At 67.7% G+C, this 15,266-nt stretch carries 13 protein-coding genes; 5 read left to right on the top strand and 8 right to left on the bottom strand.

Features of this window, described 5'->3' with window-relative positions; translation table 11 throughout:
* Positions 1-61: 61 nt before the first annotated feature.
* From JHD80_RS18855 to JHD80_RS18840, 4 genes are all read right to left on the bottom strand, one after another.
* Positions 62-931, bottom strand: a complete 870-nt coding sequence (locus JHD80_RS18855) for a F0F1 ATP synthase subunit gamma (protein ID WP_199090547.1) — start codon at positions 929-931, stop codon at positions 62-64.
* 136 nt (positions 932-1,067) lie between these two features.
* Entirely contained in the window at positions 1,068-2,600 is a 1,533-nt protein-coding gene (gene atpA / locus JHD80_RS18850; protein WP_199090545.1) for a F0F1 ATP synthase subunit alpha, read from the bottom strand.
* Positions 2,600-3,169, bottom strand: coding sequence for a F0F1 ATP synthase subunit delta (locus JHD80_RS18845; protein WP_199090543.1), 570 nt, complete (start codon positions 3,167-3,169; stop codon positions 2,600-2,602). The genes atpA and JHD80_RS18845 overlap by 1 nt, the downstream gene beginning before the upstream one ends.
* Positions 3,170-3,377: 208 nt before the next feature.
* The gene (locus JHD80_RS18840) at positions 3,378-5,582 is read right to left on the bottom strand and encodes a primosomal protein N' (protein ID WP_199090587.1); all 2,205 of its coding nucleotides are present in this window, start codon (positions 5,580-5,582) and stop codon (positions 3,378-3,380) included.
* Between the two features lie 181 nt (positions 5,583-5,763).
* Here JHD80_RS18840 and JHD80_RS18835 point away from each other — a divergent pair, with 181 nt between their 5' ends.
* Together JHD80_RS18835 and JHD80_RS18830 are read left to right on the top strand one after the other, a co-directional pair.
* Positions 5,764-6,741: a tyrosine recombinase XerC gene (locus JHD80_RS18835; protein ID WP_199090541.1), complete on the top strand. Its 978-nt coding sequence runs from the start codon at positions 5,764-5,766 to the stop codon at positions 6,739-6,741.
* A 10-nt stretch (positions 6,742-6,751) separates the two neighbouring features.
* Entirely contained in the window at positions 6,752-7,312 is a 561-nt protein-coding gene (locus JHD80_RS18830; protein WP_199090539.1) for a DUF4337 domain-containing protein, read from the top strand.
* Between the two features lie 13 nt (positions 7,313-7,325).
* Here JHD80_RS18830 and JHD80_RS18825 read toward each other — a convergent pair whose 3' ends face one another.
* From JHD80_RS18825 to JHD80_RS18810, 4 genes are all read right to left on the bottom strand, one after another.
* On the bottom strand, positions 7,326-8,126 hold the full coding sequence (locus tag JHD80_RS18825; RefSeq protein ID WP_199090537.1) for an SDR family NAD(P)-dependent oxidoreductase: 801 nt from the start codon (positions 8,124-8,126) through the stop codon (positions 7,326-7,328).
* Between the two features lie 25 nt (positions 8,127-8,151).
* Positions 8,152-9,012: an ABC transporter permease gene (locus tag JHD80_RS18820; protein ID WP_199090535.1), complete on the bottom strand. Its 861-nt coding sequence runs from the start codon at positions 9,010-9,012 to the stop codon at positions 8,152-8,154.
* A complete protein-coding gene (locus JHD80_RS18815; RefSeq protein ID WP_199090533.1) occupies positions 9,009-9,953 on the bottom strand; it encodes an ABC transporter permease subunit in 945 nt (314 codons plus the stop codon). The genes JHD80_RS18820 and JHD80_RS18815 overlap by 4 nt, the downstream gene beginning before the upstream one ends.
* A 145-nt stretch (positions 9,954-10,098) precedes the next feature.
* Positions 10,099-11,589 (bottom strand): ABC transporter substrate-binding protein, encoded by a 1,491-nt coding sequence (locus JHD80_RS18810; RefSeq protein WP_199090531.1) that lies wholly within the window; start codon positions 11,587-11,589, stop codon positions 10,099-10,101.
* A 178-nt stretch (positions 11,590-11,767) separates the two neighbouring features.
* Between JHD80_RS18810 and uxaC the strand changes: the two genes are divergently transcribed.
* From uxaC to JHD80_RS18795, 3 genes are all read left to right on the top strand, one after another.
* Positions 11,768-13,171 carry a glucuronate isomerase gene (gene uxaC, locus JHD80_RS18805; RefSeq protein ID WP_199090529.1) on the top strand — a complete coding sequence of 468 codons (1,404 nt, stop codon included), beginning with the start codon at positions 11,768-11,770 and terminating at the stop codon, positions 13,169-13,171.
* Positions 13,168-14,640, top strand: a complete 1,473-nt coding sequence (locus JHD80_RS18800) for a mannitol dehydrogenase family protein (RefSeq protein WP_199090521.1) — start codon at positions 13,168-13,170, stop codon at positions 14,638-14,640. Before uxaC ends, JHD80_RS18800 begins: the two co-directional genes overlap by 4 nt.
* A 159-nt stretch (positions 14,641-14,799) precedes the next feature.
* The coding region (locus tag JHD80_RS18795) for a transporter substrate-binding domain-containing protein (RefSeq protein ID WP_199090519.1) at positions 14,800-15,266 on the top strand (467 nt) is incomplete at its 3' end.

Genomic DNA, 15,266 nt, shown 5'->3' with positions numbered 1-15,266 from the left:
GACTAGCGCATTCGGATGTGACGGCAGCCGGCGGCTCACGCCACCGGCGAAGATTAGGCGGTTAGAGCGCTTCCGCGCCGGAGATGATCTCGATCAGTTCCTTCGTGATCATCGCCTGGCGCGAGCGGTTGTAGATCTGCGTCTGCTTCTTGATCATCTCGCCGGCATTGCGCGTGGCGGAATCCATCGCCGACATGCGCGCGCCCTGTTCGGAGGCGGCGTTCTCGAGCAGCCCGCGCAGGATCTGGACGGTCAGGTTGCGCGGCAGCAGCGCCTCCAGGATCTCGCCCTCTTCCGGCTCGTAGTCGTACACCGCGTCGGCCTGCTTCGTCCCTTCCGGAATTTCGGCCGGGATGATGCGCTGCGCGGTCGGGATCTGGGCGATCACCGAGCGGAAGCGCGAGAAGAACAGCGTCGCGACGTCGAACTCGCCATTGGCGAAGCGGGCCAGCACGTTCTGGGCGATCGTCTCGGCATTGACGAACCCGACCTGCTTGAATTCGCGCAGATCGATGAACTCGATGATCTCCGCCGAGAACTGGCGACGCAGGATGTCGTAGCCCTTCTTGCCGACGCAGATGATCTTGACCGTCTTGCCCTCGGCCTTCAGCGCATTCGCCTTGTCGCGGGCAAGCCGCGCGATCGAGGAGTTGAAGGCGCCGCACAGGCCGCGCTCGGCGGTCAGCACCAGCAGCAGATGCACTTTGTCGGCGCCCGTGCCGGCGATGAGGCGCGGCGCGCTCGAACCGGTCACGCCGGACGCGAGGTTCGACAGCACCGTCTCCATGCGCTCGGCATAGGGGCGCGCGGCCTCGGCGGCCATCTGCGCCCGGCGCAGCTTCGCAGCCGCGACCATCTGCATGGCCTTGGTGATCTTCTGCGTCGACTTCACCGAAGCGATGCGGTTTCTAAGGTCCTTCAAAGAAGGCATGTGGCGCTCTCACCCCGTCATGGTCGACCTTGCGTCGACCATCTACGTCTTGAACCTCGGTCTCATCTCCCACGCTCGCCGCATGCGCGGCGAAGACGTGGATGGTCGGGCCAGGCCCGACCAGGACGCCTGCGGATCAGGCGAAGGACTTCGCGAAGCCCGCGACGATGTCCTTGAGCTTGGCGGCGTTGGCGTCCGACAGGTCCTTCGACGTGCCGATCTCGTTGAGCATGTCGGCATGCTTGCCGCGCACCAGCGAGAGCAGGCCGTCCTCGAAGGCACGAACCTTGTTGACCGGCAGCGCATCGAGATAGCCGTTCACGCCGGCATAGATCACCACGACCTGCTCTTCCATCTTGAGCGGCGAGAACTGCGGCTGCTTCAAGAGCTCGGTCAGGCGGGCGCCGCGGTTGAGCAGGCGCTGCGTGACCGCGTCGAGGTCCGAGCCGAACTGGGCGAAGGCGGCCATCTCGCGATACTGGGCGAGCTCGCCCTTGATCTTGCCGGCGACCTTCTTGGTGGCCTTGGTCTGCGCCGACGAACCGACGCGCGACACCGAGAGGCCGACGTTCACCGCCGGGCGGATGCCCTGGTAGAACAGGTCCGTCTCCAGGAAGATCTGGCCGTCGGTGATCGAGATCACGTTGGTCGGGATATAGGCGGACACGTCGTTCGCCTGGGTCTCGATGACCGGCAGAGCGGTCAGCGAGCCAAGGCCGGCGGCCTCGCCCATCTTCGCCGCGCGCTCGAGCAGGCGGGAGTGGAGATAGAACACGTCGCCCGGATAGGCTTCGCGGCCCGGCGGGCGGCGCAGCAGCAGCGACATCTGGCGGTAGGCGACGGCCTGCTTGGAGAGGTCGTCATAGATGATGACGGCATGCATGCCGTTGTCGCGGAAGAACTCGCCCATCGAGCAGCCGGCGAACGGCGCCAGGAACTGCATCGGGGCCGGGTCGGACGCGGTGGCCGCCACGACGATGGAATACTCCATCGCGCCGCGCTCCTCGAGCACCTTCACGAGCTGGGCGACGGTCGAGCGCTTCTGGCCGACGGCGACGTAGACGCAGTAGAGCTTCTGGCTCTCCGGGGCGCCTTCGGCGTTCAGCGGCTTCTGGTTCAGGATCGTGTCGAGCGCGATCGCGGTCTTGCCGGTCTGGCGGTCGCCGATGATGAGCTCGCGCTGGCCGCGGCCGATCGGGATCAGGGCGTCGACCGCCTTGAGGCCGGTCGCCATCGGCTCGTGCACCGACTTGCGCGGGATGATGCCGGGCGCCTTGACGTCGACGCGGCGACGCTCCTTGGCCTTGATCGGGCCCTTGCCGTCGATCGGGTTGCCGAGAGCGTCGACGACGCGGCCGAGCAGCTCCTTGCCGACGGGAACGTCGACGATGGCGCCGGTGCGCTTGACGGTCTGGCCTTCCTTGATCTCGCGGTCGTTGCCGAAGATGACGACGCCGACATTGTCGCTCTCGAGGTTGAGCGCCATGCCGCGGACGCCGGACTCGAATTCGACCATCTCACCGGCCTGGACCTTGTCGAGGCCGTAGACGCGGGCGATGCCGTCACCGACGGAGAGAACCTGGCCGACTTCGGTGACCGAAGCTTCCGAGCCGAAATTCGAGATCTGAGCCTTCAGGATGGCGGAGATTTCAGCGGGGCGGATGTCCATCAGCCGACCTCTTTCATGGCAAGACGAATTGAATTGAGTTTGGTTTTCAGCGACGCGTCGACCATGCGGGAGCCCATCTTGACGATGAGCCCGCCGATCAGGGTCGGATCGATCTTGATCGAGACGTCGACATCCTTGCCGGCGACGCCCTTCAGCGCCGCGCGGATTTCGTCGACGCGCTTGGCCGTCGGCTCTTCGGCGACCGTCACCTCGGCGGAGACGATGCCCTTGGCCTCGGCGACCAGACGCTTGTAACCGGCGATCATGCCCGGCAGCGCGAAGAGGCGGCGCTTGCTGGCGACGAGGCCGATGAAATTGGCGGCGAGGCCGGTAATGCCGGCCTTGGCGAGCACGGCCTTGATCGCCGCGACCTGCTCCTCGGCGGTGAAGGCCGGGCTCTCGATCAGGCGGGTCAGATCCTCGCTCTCGGCGAGCAGGCCGTTGAAGCTGTCCAGAGCGGCTGCGACGGTGTCGATCGCACCACTCTCCTCAGCCAGCTCGAACAGAGCGGTGGCATAGCGCTGAGCTACGCCCGACACCAATGTCCCCTGCGATCCGCCTTCAGCCACGCTTCCCGTCTCTCGTTTCAAGGGACCACACCAGCGACCTTCCTGACGAAGGTGGAGTGTATGCTCCCGACACTGCGAGTATCATAGGCGCAAAGCCGGCAAGACGACTTCGCGACCGAAATGTGGCGGTGCACTAGCATGCGGTTCCGGGCCGCGCAATCGCTGATTGCCCTTCATAAGCGGGGTTTTCGCCGCGCCTTTCAGCTCTTCAAAGGAAGCTCTGCGGATCGACGTCGACCGCGACCCGGACGGAGCCCTTGGGCCGGGGTGCCCGTTTCAGCCAGGCGCGCAGGTAATCCTGCAGGTTGATCTCGCGCCCCGTCTTGACGATCAGACGCATGCGATGGCGCCCGCGCAGCACCGCAAGCGGCGCTTCCGCCGGCCCCAGCACCATGATTCCGTCGCCCGCCTCGGCGCAGCGCGCCAGCGCCCGGGCATGGCTCTCGGCCTCCGCCTGGTTGTTCGCGGAGACGATCAGGGCCGCCAGCCGGCCGAACGGCGGCAGGCCGGCAGCCTCCCGCGAAGCCTCCTCTGCGGCATAAAACCGCTCCGGGTCGCCCGAGATCAGGGCCTTGAGCACGGGATGCTCGGGGTCATGCGTCTGAAGCAGGGCGCGGCCGGGTTTCTCTCCCCGTCCTGCGCGACCCGTGACCTGCCTGAGCGCCTGGAAGGTTCGTTCGGCCGCACGCGGATCGCCGGACGTCAGCCCGAGATCGGCATCGATCACGCCGACCAGCGTCATTCCCGGGAAATTATGGCCCTTGGCGACGAGTTGCGTGCCGATGACGATGTCGAACGCGCCCTCGGCCACCGCCATCAATTCCGTCTTCAGGCGTTCCGTCCCGCCCGGAAAGTCGCTGGAGAGTACGATCGAACGCGCCTGTGGAAAAAGCGTCGCGACCTCCTCGGCCAACCGCTCGACACCCGGCCCGCAGGCGACGAGGCTCTCCGGCTTGTGGCAGGCCGGGCATTCGTGCGGCCGGCGCTCGACATGGCCGCAATGATGGCAGACCAGCGCCCTTCGGAAGCGGTGGTCGACCAGCCAGGCTGAACAGTTCGGGCACTGGAAGCGGTGGCCGCAATCCCGGCACAGCGTCAGCGGCGCATAGCCGCGCCGATTGAGGAAGAGCAGCGACTGCTCCTTCGCCTCCAGATTGGCCTCGACCGCCTTGATCAGCGCGCCCGAGAGCCAGCGCCCGCGCTCCGGCTTGTCGCGGCGCAGGTCGACGAGGCCGAGCTGCGGCAGTTCGCGTCCGCCGAAGCGCTCTGGCAGCTTGAGATGGGCATAGCGCCCGCGCTCGGCATTGACGCGGGTCTCCAGGGATGGCGTCGCCGAAGCGAGAACCACCGGCGCATTCTCGATCCGGCCCCGCACCACTGCCATGTCGCGGGCATGATAGGAGACGCCGTCCTCCTGCTTGTAGGCGCTCTCATGCTCCTCATCGACGACGATGAGGCCGAGATCGCTATAGGGCAGGAACAGGGCCGAGCGGGCGCCGGCCACGACCTTGGCCTCGCCCGAGGCGATCGCCGCCTGCAGCCGCTCGCGTTTGCGGCCCGTCACGGCCGAGTGCCACAGGCCCGGCCTGACGCCGAAGCGGGCCTCGAACCGGTCGATGAACTGCGCGGTCAGCGCGATTTCCGGCATCAGGATCAGGCTCTGGCGGCCGAGCCGGATCGCCTCGGCAACCGCCTCGAAATAGACCTCCGTCTTGCCCGAGCCGGTGACGCCTTCGAGCAATGAGACGCCGAACGCCTTCGCCTGTACGGATGCTACCAGCGCCTGCGCGACCTCGCCCTGCCAGTCCGAAAGCTCCGGCACGGCATGGTCGGGATCGGGCAAGGCCGCGATCGCCTCGCGCGGCAAGGGCTCGACGATGAAGGTGCCGGCATCGACGAGGGAATCGATCACGGCGGCACTCACCGAAGCCGCCTCGGCCAGCGCCGATTTCGCGATCAGCAGCCCGCCCTCGGCTGCGGCGATGGCACGCGCCCGCGCCGGCGTCATGCGGCCGGGCGGCGCTCCTGCGAGCCGGACGCCGAGCTTCGGGCGCTCCGGCGTGTCGTCGGGCTGTCGGCGCAGGGCCAGCGCCAGCACCGAGCCTTTAGGTGCCAGCGTATACCAGGCCACCCAGTCGACGAGCTTGCGCAAGGCCGGATCGAGCGGCGGCATGTCGTATTTGCCGGTGACCTTCTTGAGGTTGCCGCCGCGGCCGCGTCCGACATCCCAGACGACGCCGACGGTCTCCCGCGGCCCGAGCGGTACCTGCACGACATCGCCGGGCTTGAGGACGAGCCCGGCCGGCACGGCATAGCTATAGGCCTGATCGAGCCCGAGCGGGATCAGCACGTCGACCGTGCCGGCCGGCCCCGTCTCTTCCCTATTGTCGTCGATCAGATCGAACTGCGCCATTGTCACAAACACCACCGCCGTCATCCCGGGCTTGCCCCGGGATCCATCGTAAGGCGTCGCGCTCTACGATGGATCCCGGATCGGCGCCGCTGACGCGGCTCGTCCAGGATGACGGCGTGTTTCGCACTCGTATCTAGCATCGATTCGGCTGCTGTTAAGGCAGGAGCGTCATCCTTCTCGCATGACCGATTTCGACTCCTTCCGGCGCGACTGGCTTTCGCATCTCTCGGCGGAACGCCGTCTCTCGCCGAAGACGCTGGAAGCCTATGCCCGCGACCTCGGCCAGTTCGCGGCCTTCCTGACCGAGCATCTCGGCGGAGCCCCCACCCTGTCCGACATCGCTGCGCTCAAGCCCGTCGACCTGCGCGCCTTCCTCGGCCAGCGACGGCGCGACGGCGTCGGCAACCGAACCCTGATGCGCCAGCTTGCGGCGCTCCGCTCCTTCGCCCGCTTCGGCGAGCGCCAGGGGAAGCTCACCGCCGCGGCCTTCGCCGCGACGCGCGGCCCGCGCCTCGGCAAGTCGCTGCCGCGCCCACTCGAACCCTCGGCCGCCCGTGCCGTCACCCAGGCCAACAGCCGCGCCGACGAGGAGCGCGAGCAATGGATCCTCGCTCGCGACGCCGCGGTGCTCGGCCTGCTCTATGGCAGCGGGTTGCGCATCTCCGAGGCGCTTTCGCTCGCCCGCGCCCAGGCGCCCCAGCAGGCCGGCGATACGCTCACCGTCATCGGCAAGGGCAGCAAGACGCGGATGGTGCCGGTGCTACCCGTCGTGATCGCGGCGATCACGGAATACCTCAAGCTCTGCCCCTGGCGGCTCCCGCCGGAAGGCCCGCTTTTCGTCGGCGCCAAGGGCGGGCCGCTCTCGCCGCGCATCATCCAGCTCGCCGTCGAGGGCCTGCGCGGCGCGCTCGGACTTCCCTCCTCGGCCACGCCGCATGCGCTGCGCCATTCCTTCGCGACGCATCTGCTCGGCCGCGGCGGCGACCTGCGCGCCATCCAGGAGCTGCTCGGCCACGCCTCGCTCTCGACCACGCAGATCTATACCCGCATCGACTCGGCCCGCCTGATGGCCGCCTACGACGCCGCCCACCCGCGCGCCGGCCGCTGGTACCCCTTGATGCCGCAACGGAACGCCCTCACAAGGCACCAGCGACGCTGAGGGTGATTCGATGTCTGAGCCGGTCGAGATTCCGGAAAGCGGCAACAAGAAACTCGCCTTGCTGATCGCCGTGCTGGCGCTCCTGCTGGCGCTGGCCGAGATCGGTGGTAAGAACGCCGAAAACGAGGCGGTCGCCAAGAATATCGAGGCCTCCAACCTCTGGGCCTTCTTCCAGGCGAAGACGATCCGCGGCACGGTCGTGCGCACCGCGACCGAGGCGATGGAGCTCGATCTCGCCGGCATCACGGACACCGCGGCGCGCGACCGCATGCAGAAGCGTATCGACGCCTGGAAGGCGACGGCCGCCCGCTACGATACCGAACCGGAGACCAATGAGGGCCGCAAGGAGCTGGCCGCGCGGGCCAAGGCCGCCGAACAACAGCGCGACGACCACAAAGCCCGCAACGAGAATTTCGAGATCGCCTCCGGCCTGCTCCAGATCGGCATCGTCGTGGTATCCGCCTCGATCATCACCGGCGTGGCGCTGCTCGCCTTCGTCGGCGGCGGATTGGGCGCCGCCGCGATCGTTTTCATGAGCCTCGCGCTCTTCGCGCCGCATCTGCTGTTCTGACGGCACGCAGCCTTCAGTAGTGGATGGCCCCGCGGATTCCGCCGCCGCAGGCGATCGCATCGCCATTGATCGCGACGCTGCGTGGCGACGCCAGGAAGGCGACGATGTCGGCGACCTCCGCCGCATCGACCAGGCGCCCGATGGTGACGTTCGAGACCATGCCGGCCTCGATCTGCGCTTCGCTCTTGCCGCTTGCCGCCGCCTTGGCTGCGATCAGCGGTACCGTCTTCTCCGTCCGCGTCAGGCCGGGATGGACGACCGTGACGTTGATGCCCTGCGGCCCGAGCTCGTCGGCGAGGTTCTTGGTCAGTGCCGCCACCGCGACATTGCGCATCGAGCCGATGGTCGAGCCGGTCGAGCGCGCCGCGAGCCCGCTGATATTGATGATCCGGCCCCAGCCATTGGCGGCCATATGCGGCGCAGCCTCCCGCGCGACCCGCAGATAGCCCATCACCTTCACGTTCACGTCGTCCCAGAACAGGGCGTCGGTGATCTCCGCGAGCTTCGGCGGCGGCGCCTGCCCACCGGGCTTGCCGGCCGCGTTCACGAGGATGTCGAGCCCGCCGAGCGCGGCGACGGCCCCCGCGACGAGGCGCTTCACTGAATCGTTGCTGGCGGTATCCGCGACGATGCCAACGACCTTCCGACCGGTCTCGGCGGCGAGCGCCGCAGCCGCCGCATCGAGCTCGCCCTGGCTACGGGCGGCGATGACGAGATCGACACCTTCGCGCGCGAGTTGCCGCGCAACGGCGAGGCCGATGCCCTTGCTGCCGCCGGTCACCAGCGCGCGCTTGCCTTCGAGTTGCAGATCCATGGCCTGCCCTTCCCTGTGATGTTCCCTACCGAGCCCGCCGCAGGCGCGGATCGACTGCGTCGCGCAGGCCGTCGCCGAGCAGGTTGAAGCCGAGCACGGTCAACGCGATCGCGGCACCCGGAAAGATCGCAAGCCAGGGCTGCGCCGCCATGAAGGTCTGCGCCTCGTTGAGCATCCGCCCCCAGGACGGGTTCGGCGGTTGCGTGCCCAATCCGAGATAGGACAGCCCGGCCTCGGCCAGCACCGCCAGCGCGAACTGGATCGTCGCCTGCACCACCAAAATGCCGGCGATATTGGGCAGGACATGACGCAGCGTGATCTGCCGGTTGTTGAGCCCCGCCGCCCGCGCCGCCTGGATGAAGTCCTGCGCCCAGACCTGCAAGGCCGCCCCGCGCGCGAGCCGCGCGAAATAGGGCAGGTTCAGCACGGCGATGGCGACGATCGCGTTGAGCATGCCCGGCCCGACGATTGCGGTCATCATGATCGCGGTCAGCACGGCCGGAAAGGCATGGGTGAAATCGGCCGTGCGCATGATGATATGGTCGAGGATGCCGTCGCGCCGCACCGAGGCAGCCAGCCCCAGCGCGGTGCCCGCGACCATGCCGATGCCGACCGCGCCCAGCCCCACCGCCAGCGAATTGCGCGCGCCGACCATGATCATCGAGAACACGTCGCGGCCGAACTGGTCGGTGCCGAACCAGTTCGCGGCCGAGGGCCCCTTCAGCCGGTTCAGGATCATCATCTGCGTCGGCTGGTAGGGCGTCCAGACGTAAGAGATCAGCGCCGCGGCCACGACGAGCATGGCCAGCACCACGCCGATCACGAAGGACGGCGCGAGCCACCAGTGCCGTTTGCCGCCGGGCGCCTTGTCCTCGACCGCGCTCATGACTGCCTGAGGCGCGGATCGATCAGCCCGTAGAGCAGTTCGACCGCGAAATTGATCAGGATGGCCAGCCCCGCGAAGAGCATGACGAGGTCCTTGACCACGATCAGGTCATGCTGGGCGATAGCCTGGAAGACGAGCCGCCCCAGCCCCGGCAGCGCGAAGACGTTCTCGATGATGATGGCGCCGGCGATCAGCACCGAGAACTGGAGCCCGAGAATGGTGACGACCGGGATCAGCGCGTTTCGCAGTGCATGCCGGCGCATCGTCGTGCCTTCGCTCAGCCCCTTGGCACGGGCGGTGCGGACGAAATCCTCCTGCAGCGTGTCGAGCATGGAGGAGCGCGTCACGCGCGCGATGATCGCGGCCTGCGGCAGCGCCAAGGCCATCGCCGGCATCAACAGCGCCTTCAGCGAGACGCCGACCCCCGCCTGCCAGCCCGGAAAGCCGCCGGCGGGCAGCCAGCCGAGCCCGACCGCGAAGACGAGCACAAGCAGCAGGCCGAACCAGAAATTCGGGATCGCAAGCCCGGCCTGCGCGAAGGCCATCACCCCGGCATCGGCCAGCCTGCCATGGCGCGAGGCCGCGAGCATGCCGAGCGGGATGCCGATCGCGGTGGCCAGCGCGATGGCCATCAGCGCCAGAGGCAGCGTCACCGCCATGCGCTCGGCGATGAGCTGCAGCACTGGGACGCGATAGGTATAGCTCTGGCCGAGATCGCCGGTGACGAGCCCACCCAGCCAGATGAAGAAGCGCAGCACCGCCGGCTTGTCGAGCCCCATCTCGGCATGCAGCGCGGCCAGCGCCTCGGGCGCCGCATTGAGGCCGAGCGTCACCGCAGCCGGATCGCCCGGCAGGATTTCGAGCACAACGAAGATCACCACCGCCGCGGCAAGCAGTGTTAGGCCCAGCGCGACGAGCCGGCGCAGGATATAGCCGATCACAGGTCTAGCTTCTCCACGCCGTCATTCCGGGCGACCGCAGGGAGACCCGGAATCCATCGTAGAGCATCAACGCCCTTCGATGGATTCCGGATCGGCGCGGCTGCGCCGCTTGTCCGGAATGACGTCCGAGAAAGGTCTATCAACCTCACCGCCAGCGCAATTCCGCCAGCGGCGTCACCGGCAGCGGCCAGTCGGTCCACATGCCCTCCAGCGCGGCGTTCGCCACCGTGATCTTGGGCAGGATGAACAGGAAGCCGTTGACCGCGTCCTGCGCCAGCTTGCGCTGCGCCTGCTTGTAGAGCTCGTTGCGGGCGCCCTCGTCCAGCGTCTCCGAAATCTTGGCGATCAGCGCCTTGAACTCGGGATTCTTGTACTGGAAGTAGTAGCCGTCGCGCGCATAGATATCGATGTCGAGCGGCTCGGTATGGGCGATGATGCTGAGATCGTAATCCTTGTTGCGGAAGACCCGCTCCAGCCATTGCGGGAATTCCAGCGGCTCGATCGCCGCGTTGATGCCGACCTGGGACAGCAGCGCCGCCACGATCTCGCCGGAGCGGCGGGCATAGGATGGCGGCGGCAGCTTCAGCGTGCAGTTGAAGCCGTTCGGGAAGCCGGCCTCGGCCAGCAGCGCCTTGGCCTTGGCGGGGTCGTAAGGGTAGGTGCCGGTAAGATCGAGATAGGCCGGGTGCAGCGGCGAGAAATGGCTGCCGATCAGGTTGACGTCGAAACCGTAGACGCCGAGCGCGATCGTCTTGCGATCGAGCGCATGCGCAATCGCCTGCCGGACCTTGAGATTGTCGAAGGGCGGCTTGGCATTGTTGGTGGCGAGCACCGTCTCGCCCTCGGTGCCGCCGATCGTGACCTTGAGCTTGGGATCGGCCTTGAGCTGCGGCACGGCCTCCGGCGCCGAGAGATTGGTGTGGGCGTCGACATCGCCGGCCCTGAGCGCCGCGACCTGCGCCTGCGGATCGGACATGAAGCGGAAGATCGCCTTGGCCAGCGCCGGCTTCTCGCCCCAGTAGCCGTCGAAACGGGCAAGCTCGAGCCGGTCGCCACGGTTCCAGCGCACGAACTTGAATGGACCGGTGCCGACCGGCTCGGTCTTGTTGTTGGCGGCCGTGGCCGGCGCCACGATCACGGCATCGCCCCATGCGAGCCCGAACAGGAAATTCGCCGTCGGCTGCTTCAGCTTGATCACCACGGTCGCCGGGTCCGGCGTCGTGATCTCGGCGATCGGCGTGAAGAGCTGGCGCTGGGCGTTGGTGGAATCGGGTGCGACCGCGCGCTCGAAGGAGAATTTCACCTGCTCGGCAGTGAAGGGCGTGCCGTCATGGAATTTCGCGCCCTGCCGCAGCTTGAAGCGATAGGTCACGTTGTCGTCGGCAATCTGCCAGCTCTCGGCGAGGCAGGGCTGGATCTTGCCGGTGCGGTCGATCTTGACCAGGCCCTCGAAGATGTTCTGCAGCGTCACCTCGCGGATCGCCTGTGCGGCGCCGGAGGTCGGATCGAGCGTCGGCGGCTCCAGCGTCTGCGCGATGGTGACGCTGTCCTTCGCCTGGGCCAGCGCGACGACGGGAAGCTGCGCCGCCAGCGCTGCCAGTCCCGCCCCCGCCAGGAGTTCACGCCGCGTCGTCATATCCATCGCTCCGATGCCGTTGCGGCGTGAAGATGGCGCGGGAAAGCCGACGAAGGCAAGCCCGCTGCCGGCGCAATCCCCGATGGGCAGAAGTCGCTGTCTGGCGCACTAGTATACCAGGTGATTGACCCCTGCCGCAGCCGGCTCTAGAGATCGGTGCGACCGATGGAGATGCCCCATGCTGTTGCACGACGATCGCCTCTTCCCCGCCGATCCGGTGACGCGCGGCATCGCGCGCCGGCTCTTCGCCACGGTCCGTGACCTGCCGATCATCTCGCCGCACGGCCATACCGATCCGCGCTGGTATGCCGAGGACAACGCCTTTCCCGATCCGGCGACCCTCTTCGTCAAGCCGGACCACTACATCTTCCGCATGCTCTATTCGCAGGGCGTCCGGCTGGAACAGCTCGGCATCACCAGAAAGGATGGCGGGCCGGTCGAGGGCGATCCGCGCAAGATCTGGAAGCTCTTCGCCGATCACTGGCACCTGTTCCGTGGCACTCCGACGCGGCTCTGGTTCGAGCATGCCGCCTCGACCGTCTTCGGCATCAACGAGCGCCTCACGCCGGACAACGCCGACAAGATCTACGACCGCATCGCCGCCAAGCTGGAAGAGCCTGAACTGCGTCCCCGCGCCCTGTTCGAGCGCTTCAATATCGAGGCGATCAGCACGACCGAAGGCGCGCTCGACGATCTGCGCTGGCATGACATGGTCCGCGAGTCCGGCTGGGGCGGCAAGGTCGTGACGGCCTATCGGCCTGACAGCGTGGTCGATCCCGAGTTCGAGGGCTTCGCCGACAATCTCGAAAAGCTCGGCGAGTTGACGGGCGAGGATATCGGCTCGTGGACCGGCTACCTCGCCGCCCATCGCAAGCGGCGCGCCTATTTCAAGCAGCGCGGCGCCACCTCCTCCGACCATGGCCACGCCACGGCCCGCACCGCCAATCTCTCGGATGCGGAGGCCGAGAAGCTCTATGCCAAGATCCTGAAGGGCAAGGTCTCGGCCAAGGACGCCGACCTGTTCCGCGGCCAGATGCTGACCGAGATGGCCAAGATGAGCCTCGATGACGGGCTCGTTCTCCAGATCCATCCGGGCTCCCATCGCAATCACAACGCGGTGCTGTTCGAGCATTTCGGCCGTGACATGGGCTGCGATATCCCGACCGAGACCAATTACGTGGAAGCGCTGAAGCCGCTGCTCGACGCCGTCGGCAACGAGTCGGGCCTCACCGTCATTGCCTTCACCCTCGACGAAACAGCCTATTCGCGCGAGCTCGCGCCGCTCGCCGGCCATTACCCGGCGCTGCGGCTTGGGCCGGGCTGGTGGTTCCTTGATGCGCCGGAAGCGATGCTGCGCTTCCGCGAACTCACCACCGAGACGGCCGGCTTCTACAACACCGTCGGCTTCAACGACGACACCCGGGCCTATCTCTCGATCCCGGCACGCCACGATGTCGCGCGCCGCGTCGACTGCGCCTATCTCGCCAAGCTCGTCGCCGAGCACCGGCTGGAAGAGGACGAGGCGGCCGAGGTCGCCCATGACCTCGCCTATCGCCTCGCCAAGGAGGCCTACAAGCTGTGACCCGCCTCTCCGCTTCCACGCTCGCCGATCTGCGGGCCTCGGTCCGCCGTCCGGCCTATGACCGCGCCACTCTCAAGCCCGGCATCGTTCATCTCGGCCTCGGCGCCTTCGCCCGCGGCCACCTCGCCGAATATACCGAGGACGCACTGGAGAGCCGCTTCGGCGCCTGGGGCATCGTGGGCGCCAGCCTCCAGCGCCCCGACCAGCGCGACAGGCTGAAGCCGCAGGACGGGCTCTACACCCTGCTCAAGCTCGCGCCCACGGGGCCGGAACTGCGCGTCATCGGCTCGGTTCTCGACGTCCTCGTCGCGCCGGAAAGCCCGTCGGCTCTCATCGCAAAGCTGGCCGCTCCCGAGACCCGCATCGTCTCGCTCACCGTCACCGAGAAGGGCTATTGCCACGATCCGGCGACCGGCCGGCTCAAGGCCGATCATCCCGATATCGTCCACGACCTCGCCAATCCCCACGCGCCGCGCTCGGCAGTGGGCATCCTCGTCGCCGGCCTGAAGGCGCGCCGCGATGCCGGGCTCGGCCCCTTCACCGCGCTCTGCTGCGACAACCTCCCCTCCAACGGCCATGTCCTGCGCGGCCTCGTCCGCGACTTCGCGGCGCTGACCGACGACAAGCTCGCCGCCTGGATCGAGGCCAACGGCGCCTTCCCGGCGACGATGGTCGACCGCATCGTGCCCGCGACGACCGAGGCCGATATCGCCGAAGTCGCCCGGCTGACCGGGCTTGAGGACGCCGCCCCCGTGATTGGCGAGCCCTTCCGGCAATGGGCGATCGAGGATGTCTTCGCCGCCGCCCGCCCTGACTGGCACGAAGTCGGCGCCCAGATGGTCTCCGAGGTCGCGCCCTTCGAGTTCATGAAGCTGCGCATGCTGAACGGCGCGCATTCCTCGCTCGCCTATCTCGGCTATCTCGCGGGCCACGAGACGGTCGCCGAAGCCAGCGGCGATCCCGTCCTCGCCCGCTTCCTCGAAGGGCTCTGGGCCGAGATCATCCCGACGGTGCCCGCGCCGCAGGGTGTCGTGCTCGGGGACTATGCCAAGGCGCTCCTCACCCGCTTCCAGAACCCGGCGATCCGCCACCGCACCTGGCAGATCGCCATGGACGGCTCGCAGAAGCTGCCGCAGCGCCTGCTCGGCACGATCCGCGAGCGGCTGAAGGCAGGAGCGCCGATCGATCATCTCGCGCTCGGCGTCGCCGCCTGGATGCGCTACGTCACAGGTACCGACGAGAAGGGCGGCGCCATCGATGTTCGCGATCCGCTGGTGGCGGAACTCAAACGCCGCACGGAAGCCGCTGGGCGGGATGCAAGCGCGCTAGCCGAAGCCCTCACCGGCATCGAGGCGATCTTCGGCAGCGACCTACCGGGCGACCAGCGGTTTACTAAACCGGTGACCGCACACCTCGCCTCGCTCCTCGACAAGGGCGCAAAGGCGACGGCGGCGAGCCTGGGCGGATAGAGGCCGTCATTCTCGAGCGAAGCGTAGCTTCGACCCGAGAACCTCACGACGAGCAGGCGCAGCGAGCCACATCCGGCAGGAGATACTCGGGTCAAGCCCGAGCATGACGGCCTTTTTGGGCCCTTGATCCGTGTTCGCATCACACGCCACATAGGCGAGATGCTTCGCGCGCTCGCCCTCGCCGTCTCGCTCCTCACCGCCGCCACGGCCCTGGCGCAGGAGCCGCCGCGCATCGCCATCCCCAATCTCTGGGACCCGCGCATCCGGCTCGACCGGCCGGAGCCCGGCCCGCCGCGCGTCGTGCGCTTCCTCGCCGATGACGATTACCCGCCCTTCCATTTCGCCGGGCCGGACGGGGCGCTGACCGGCTTCTCGGTCGAGCTCGCCCGCGCCGTCTGCGAGAAGCTCGCCTGGACCTGCACGATCCAGCCGCGCCGCTTCGACACCCTCGCGGACTCGCTGGCTGAAGGCCGCGGGGATGTTCTGGCCGCAGCGATGAACCTGACCCCGGCCCTGCGCGAGCGCTTCGCCGCCAGCCATCTCTATTTCCGCGCCCCCGCCCGCTTCATGACCACGCGCGGCAATGCCCGGGCAGCGCTCGACGGAACGACCCTCCAGGGACGGCG

Source organism: Allobosea sp. ASV33 (assembly GCF_016428755.1).
GTDB lineage: Bacteria > Pseudomonadota > Alphaproteobacteria > Rhizobiales > Beijerinckiaceae > Allobosea.
This window is presented reverse-complemented; position numbering and strand designations above follow the sequence as displayed.

Bases quoted from the DNA above. Each gene is read 5' to 3' on its own strand.
- JHD80_RS18830 (WP_199090539.1), top strand. From the start codon at position 6,752: ATGTCTGAGCCGGTCGAGATTCCGGAAAGCGGCAACAAGAAACTCGCC.
- JHD80_RS18820 (WP_199090535.1), bottom strand. From the start codon at position 9,012: ATGAGCGCGGTCGAGGACAAGGCGCCCGGCGGCAAACGGCACTGGTGG.
- JHD80_RS18855 (WP_199090547.1), bottom strand. From the start codon at position 931: ATGCCTTCTTTGAAGGACCTTAGAAACCGCATCGCTTCGGTGAAGTCG.
- JHD80_RS18840 (WP_199090587.1), bottom strand. From the start codon at position 5,582: ATGGCGCAGTTCGATCTGATCGACGACAATAGGGAAGAGACGGGGCCG.
- JHD80_RS18825 (WP_199090537.1), bottom strand. From the start codon at position 8,126: ATGGATCTGCAACTCGAAGGCAAGCGCGCGCTGGTGACCGGCGGCAGC.
- uxaC (WP_199090529.1), top strand. From the start codon at position 11,768: ATGCTGTTGCACGACGATCGCCTCTTCCCCGCCGATCCGGTGACGCGC.
- atpA (WP_199090545.1), bottom strand. From the start codon at position 2,600: ATGGACATCCGCCCCGCTGAAATCTCCGCCATCCTGAAGGCTCAGATC.
- JHD80_RS18835 (WP_199090541.1), top strand. From the start codon at position 5,764: ATGACCGATTTCGACTCCTTCCGGCGCGACTGGCTTTCGCATCTCTCG.
- JHD80_RS18810 (WP_199090531.1), bottom strand. From the start codon at position 11,589: ATGACGACGCGGCGTGAACTCCTGGCGGGGGCGGGACTGGCAGCGCTG.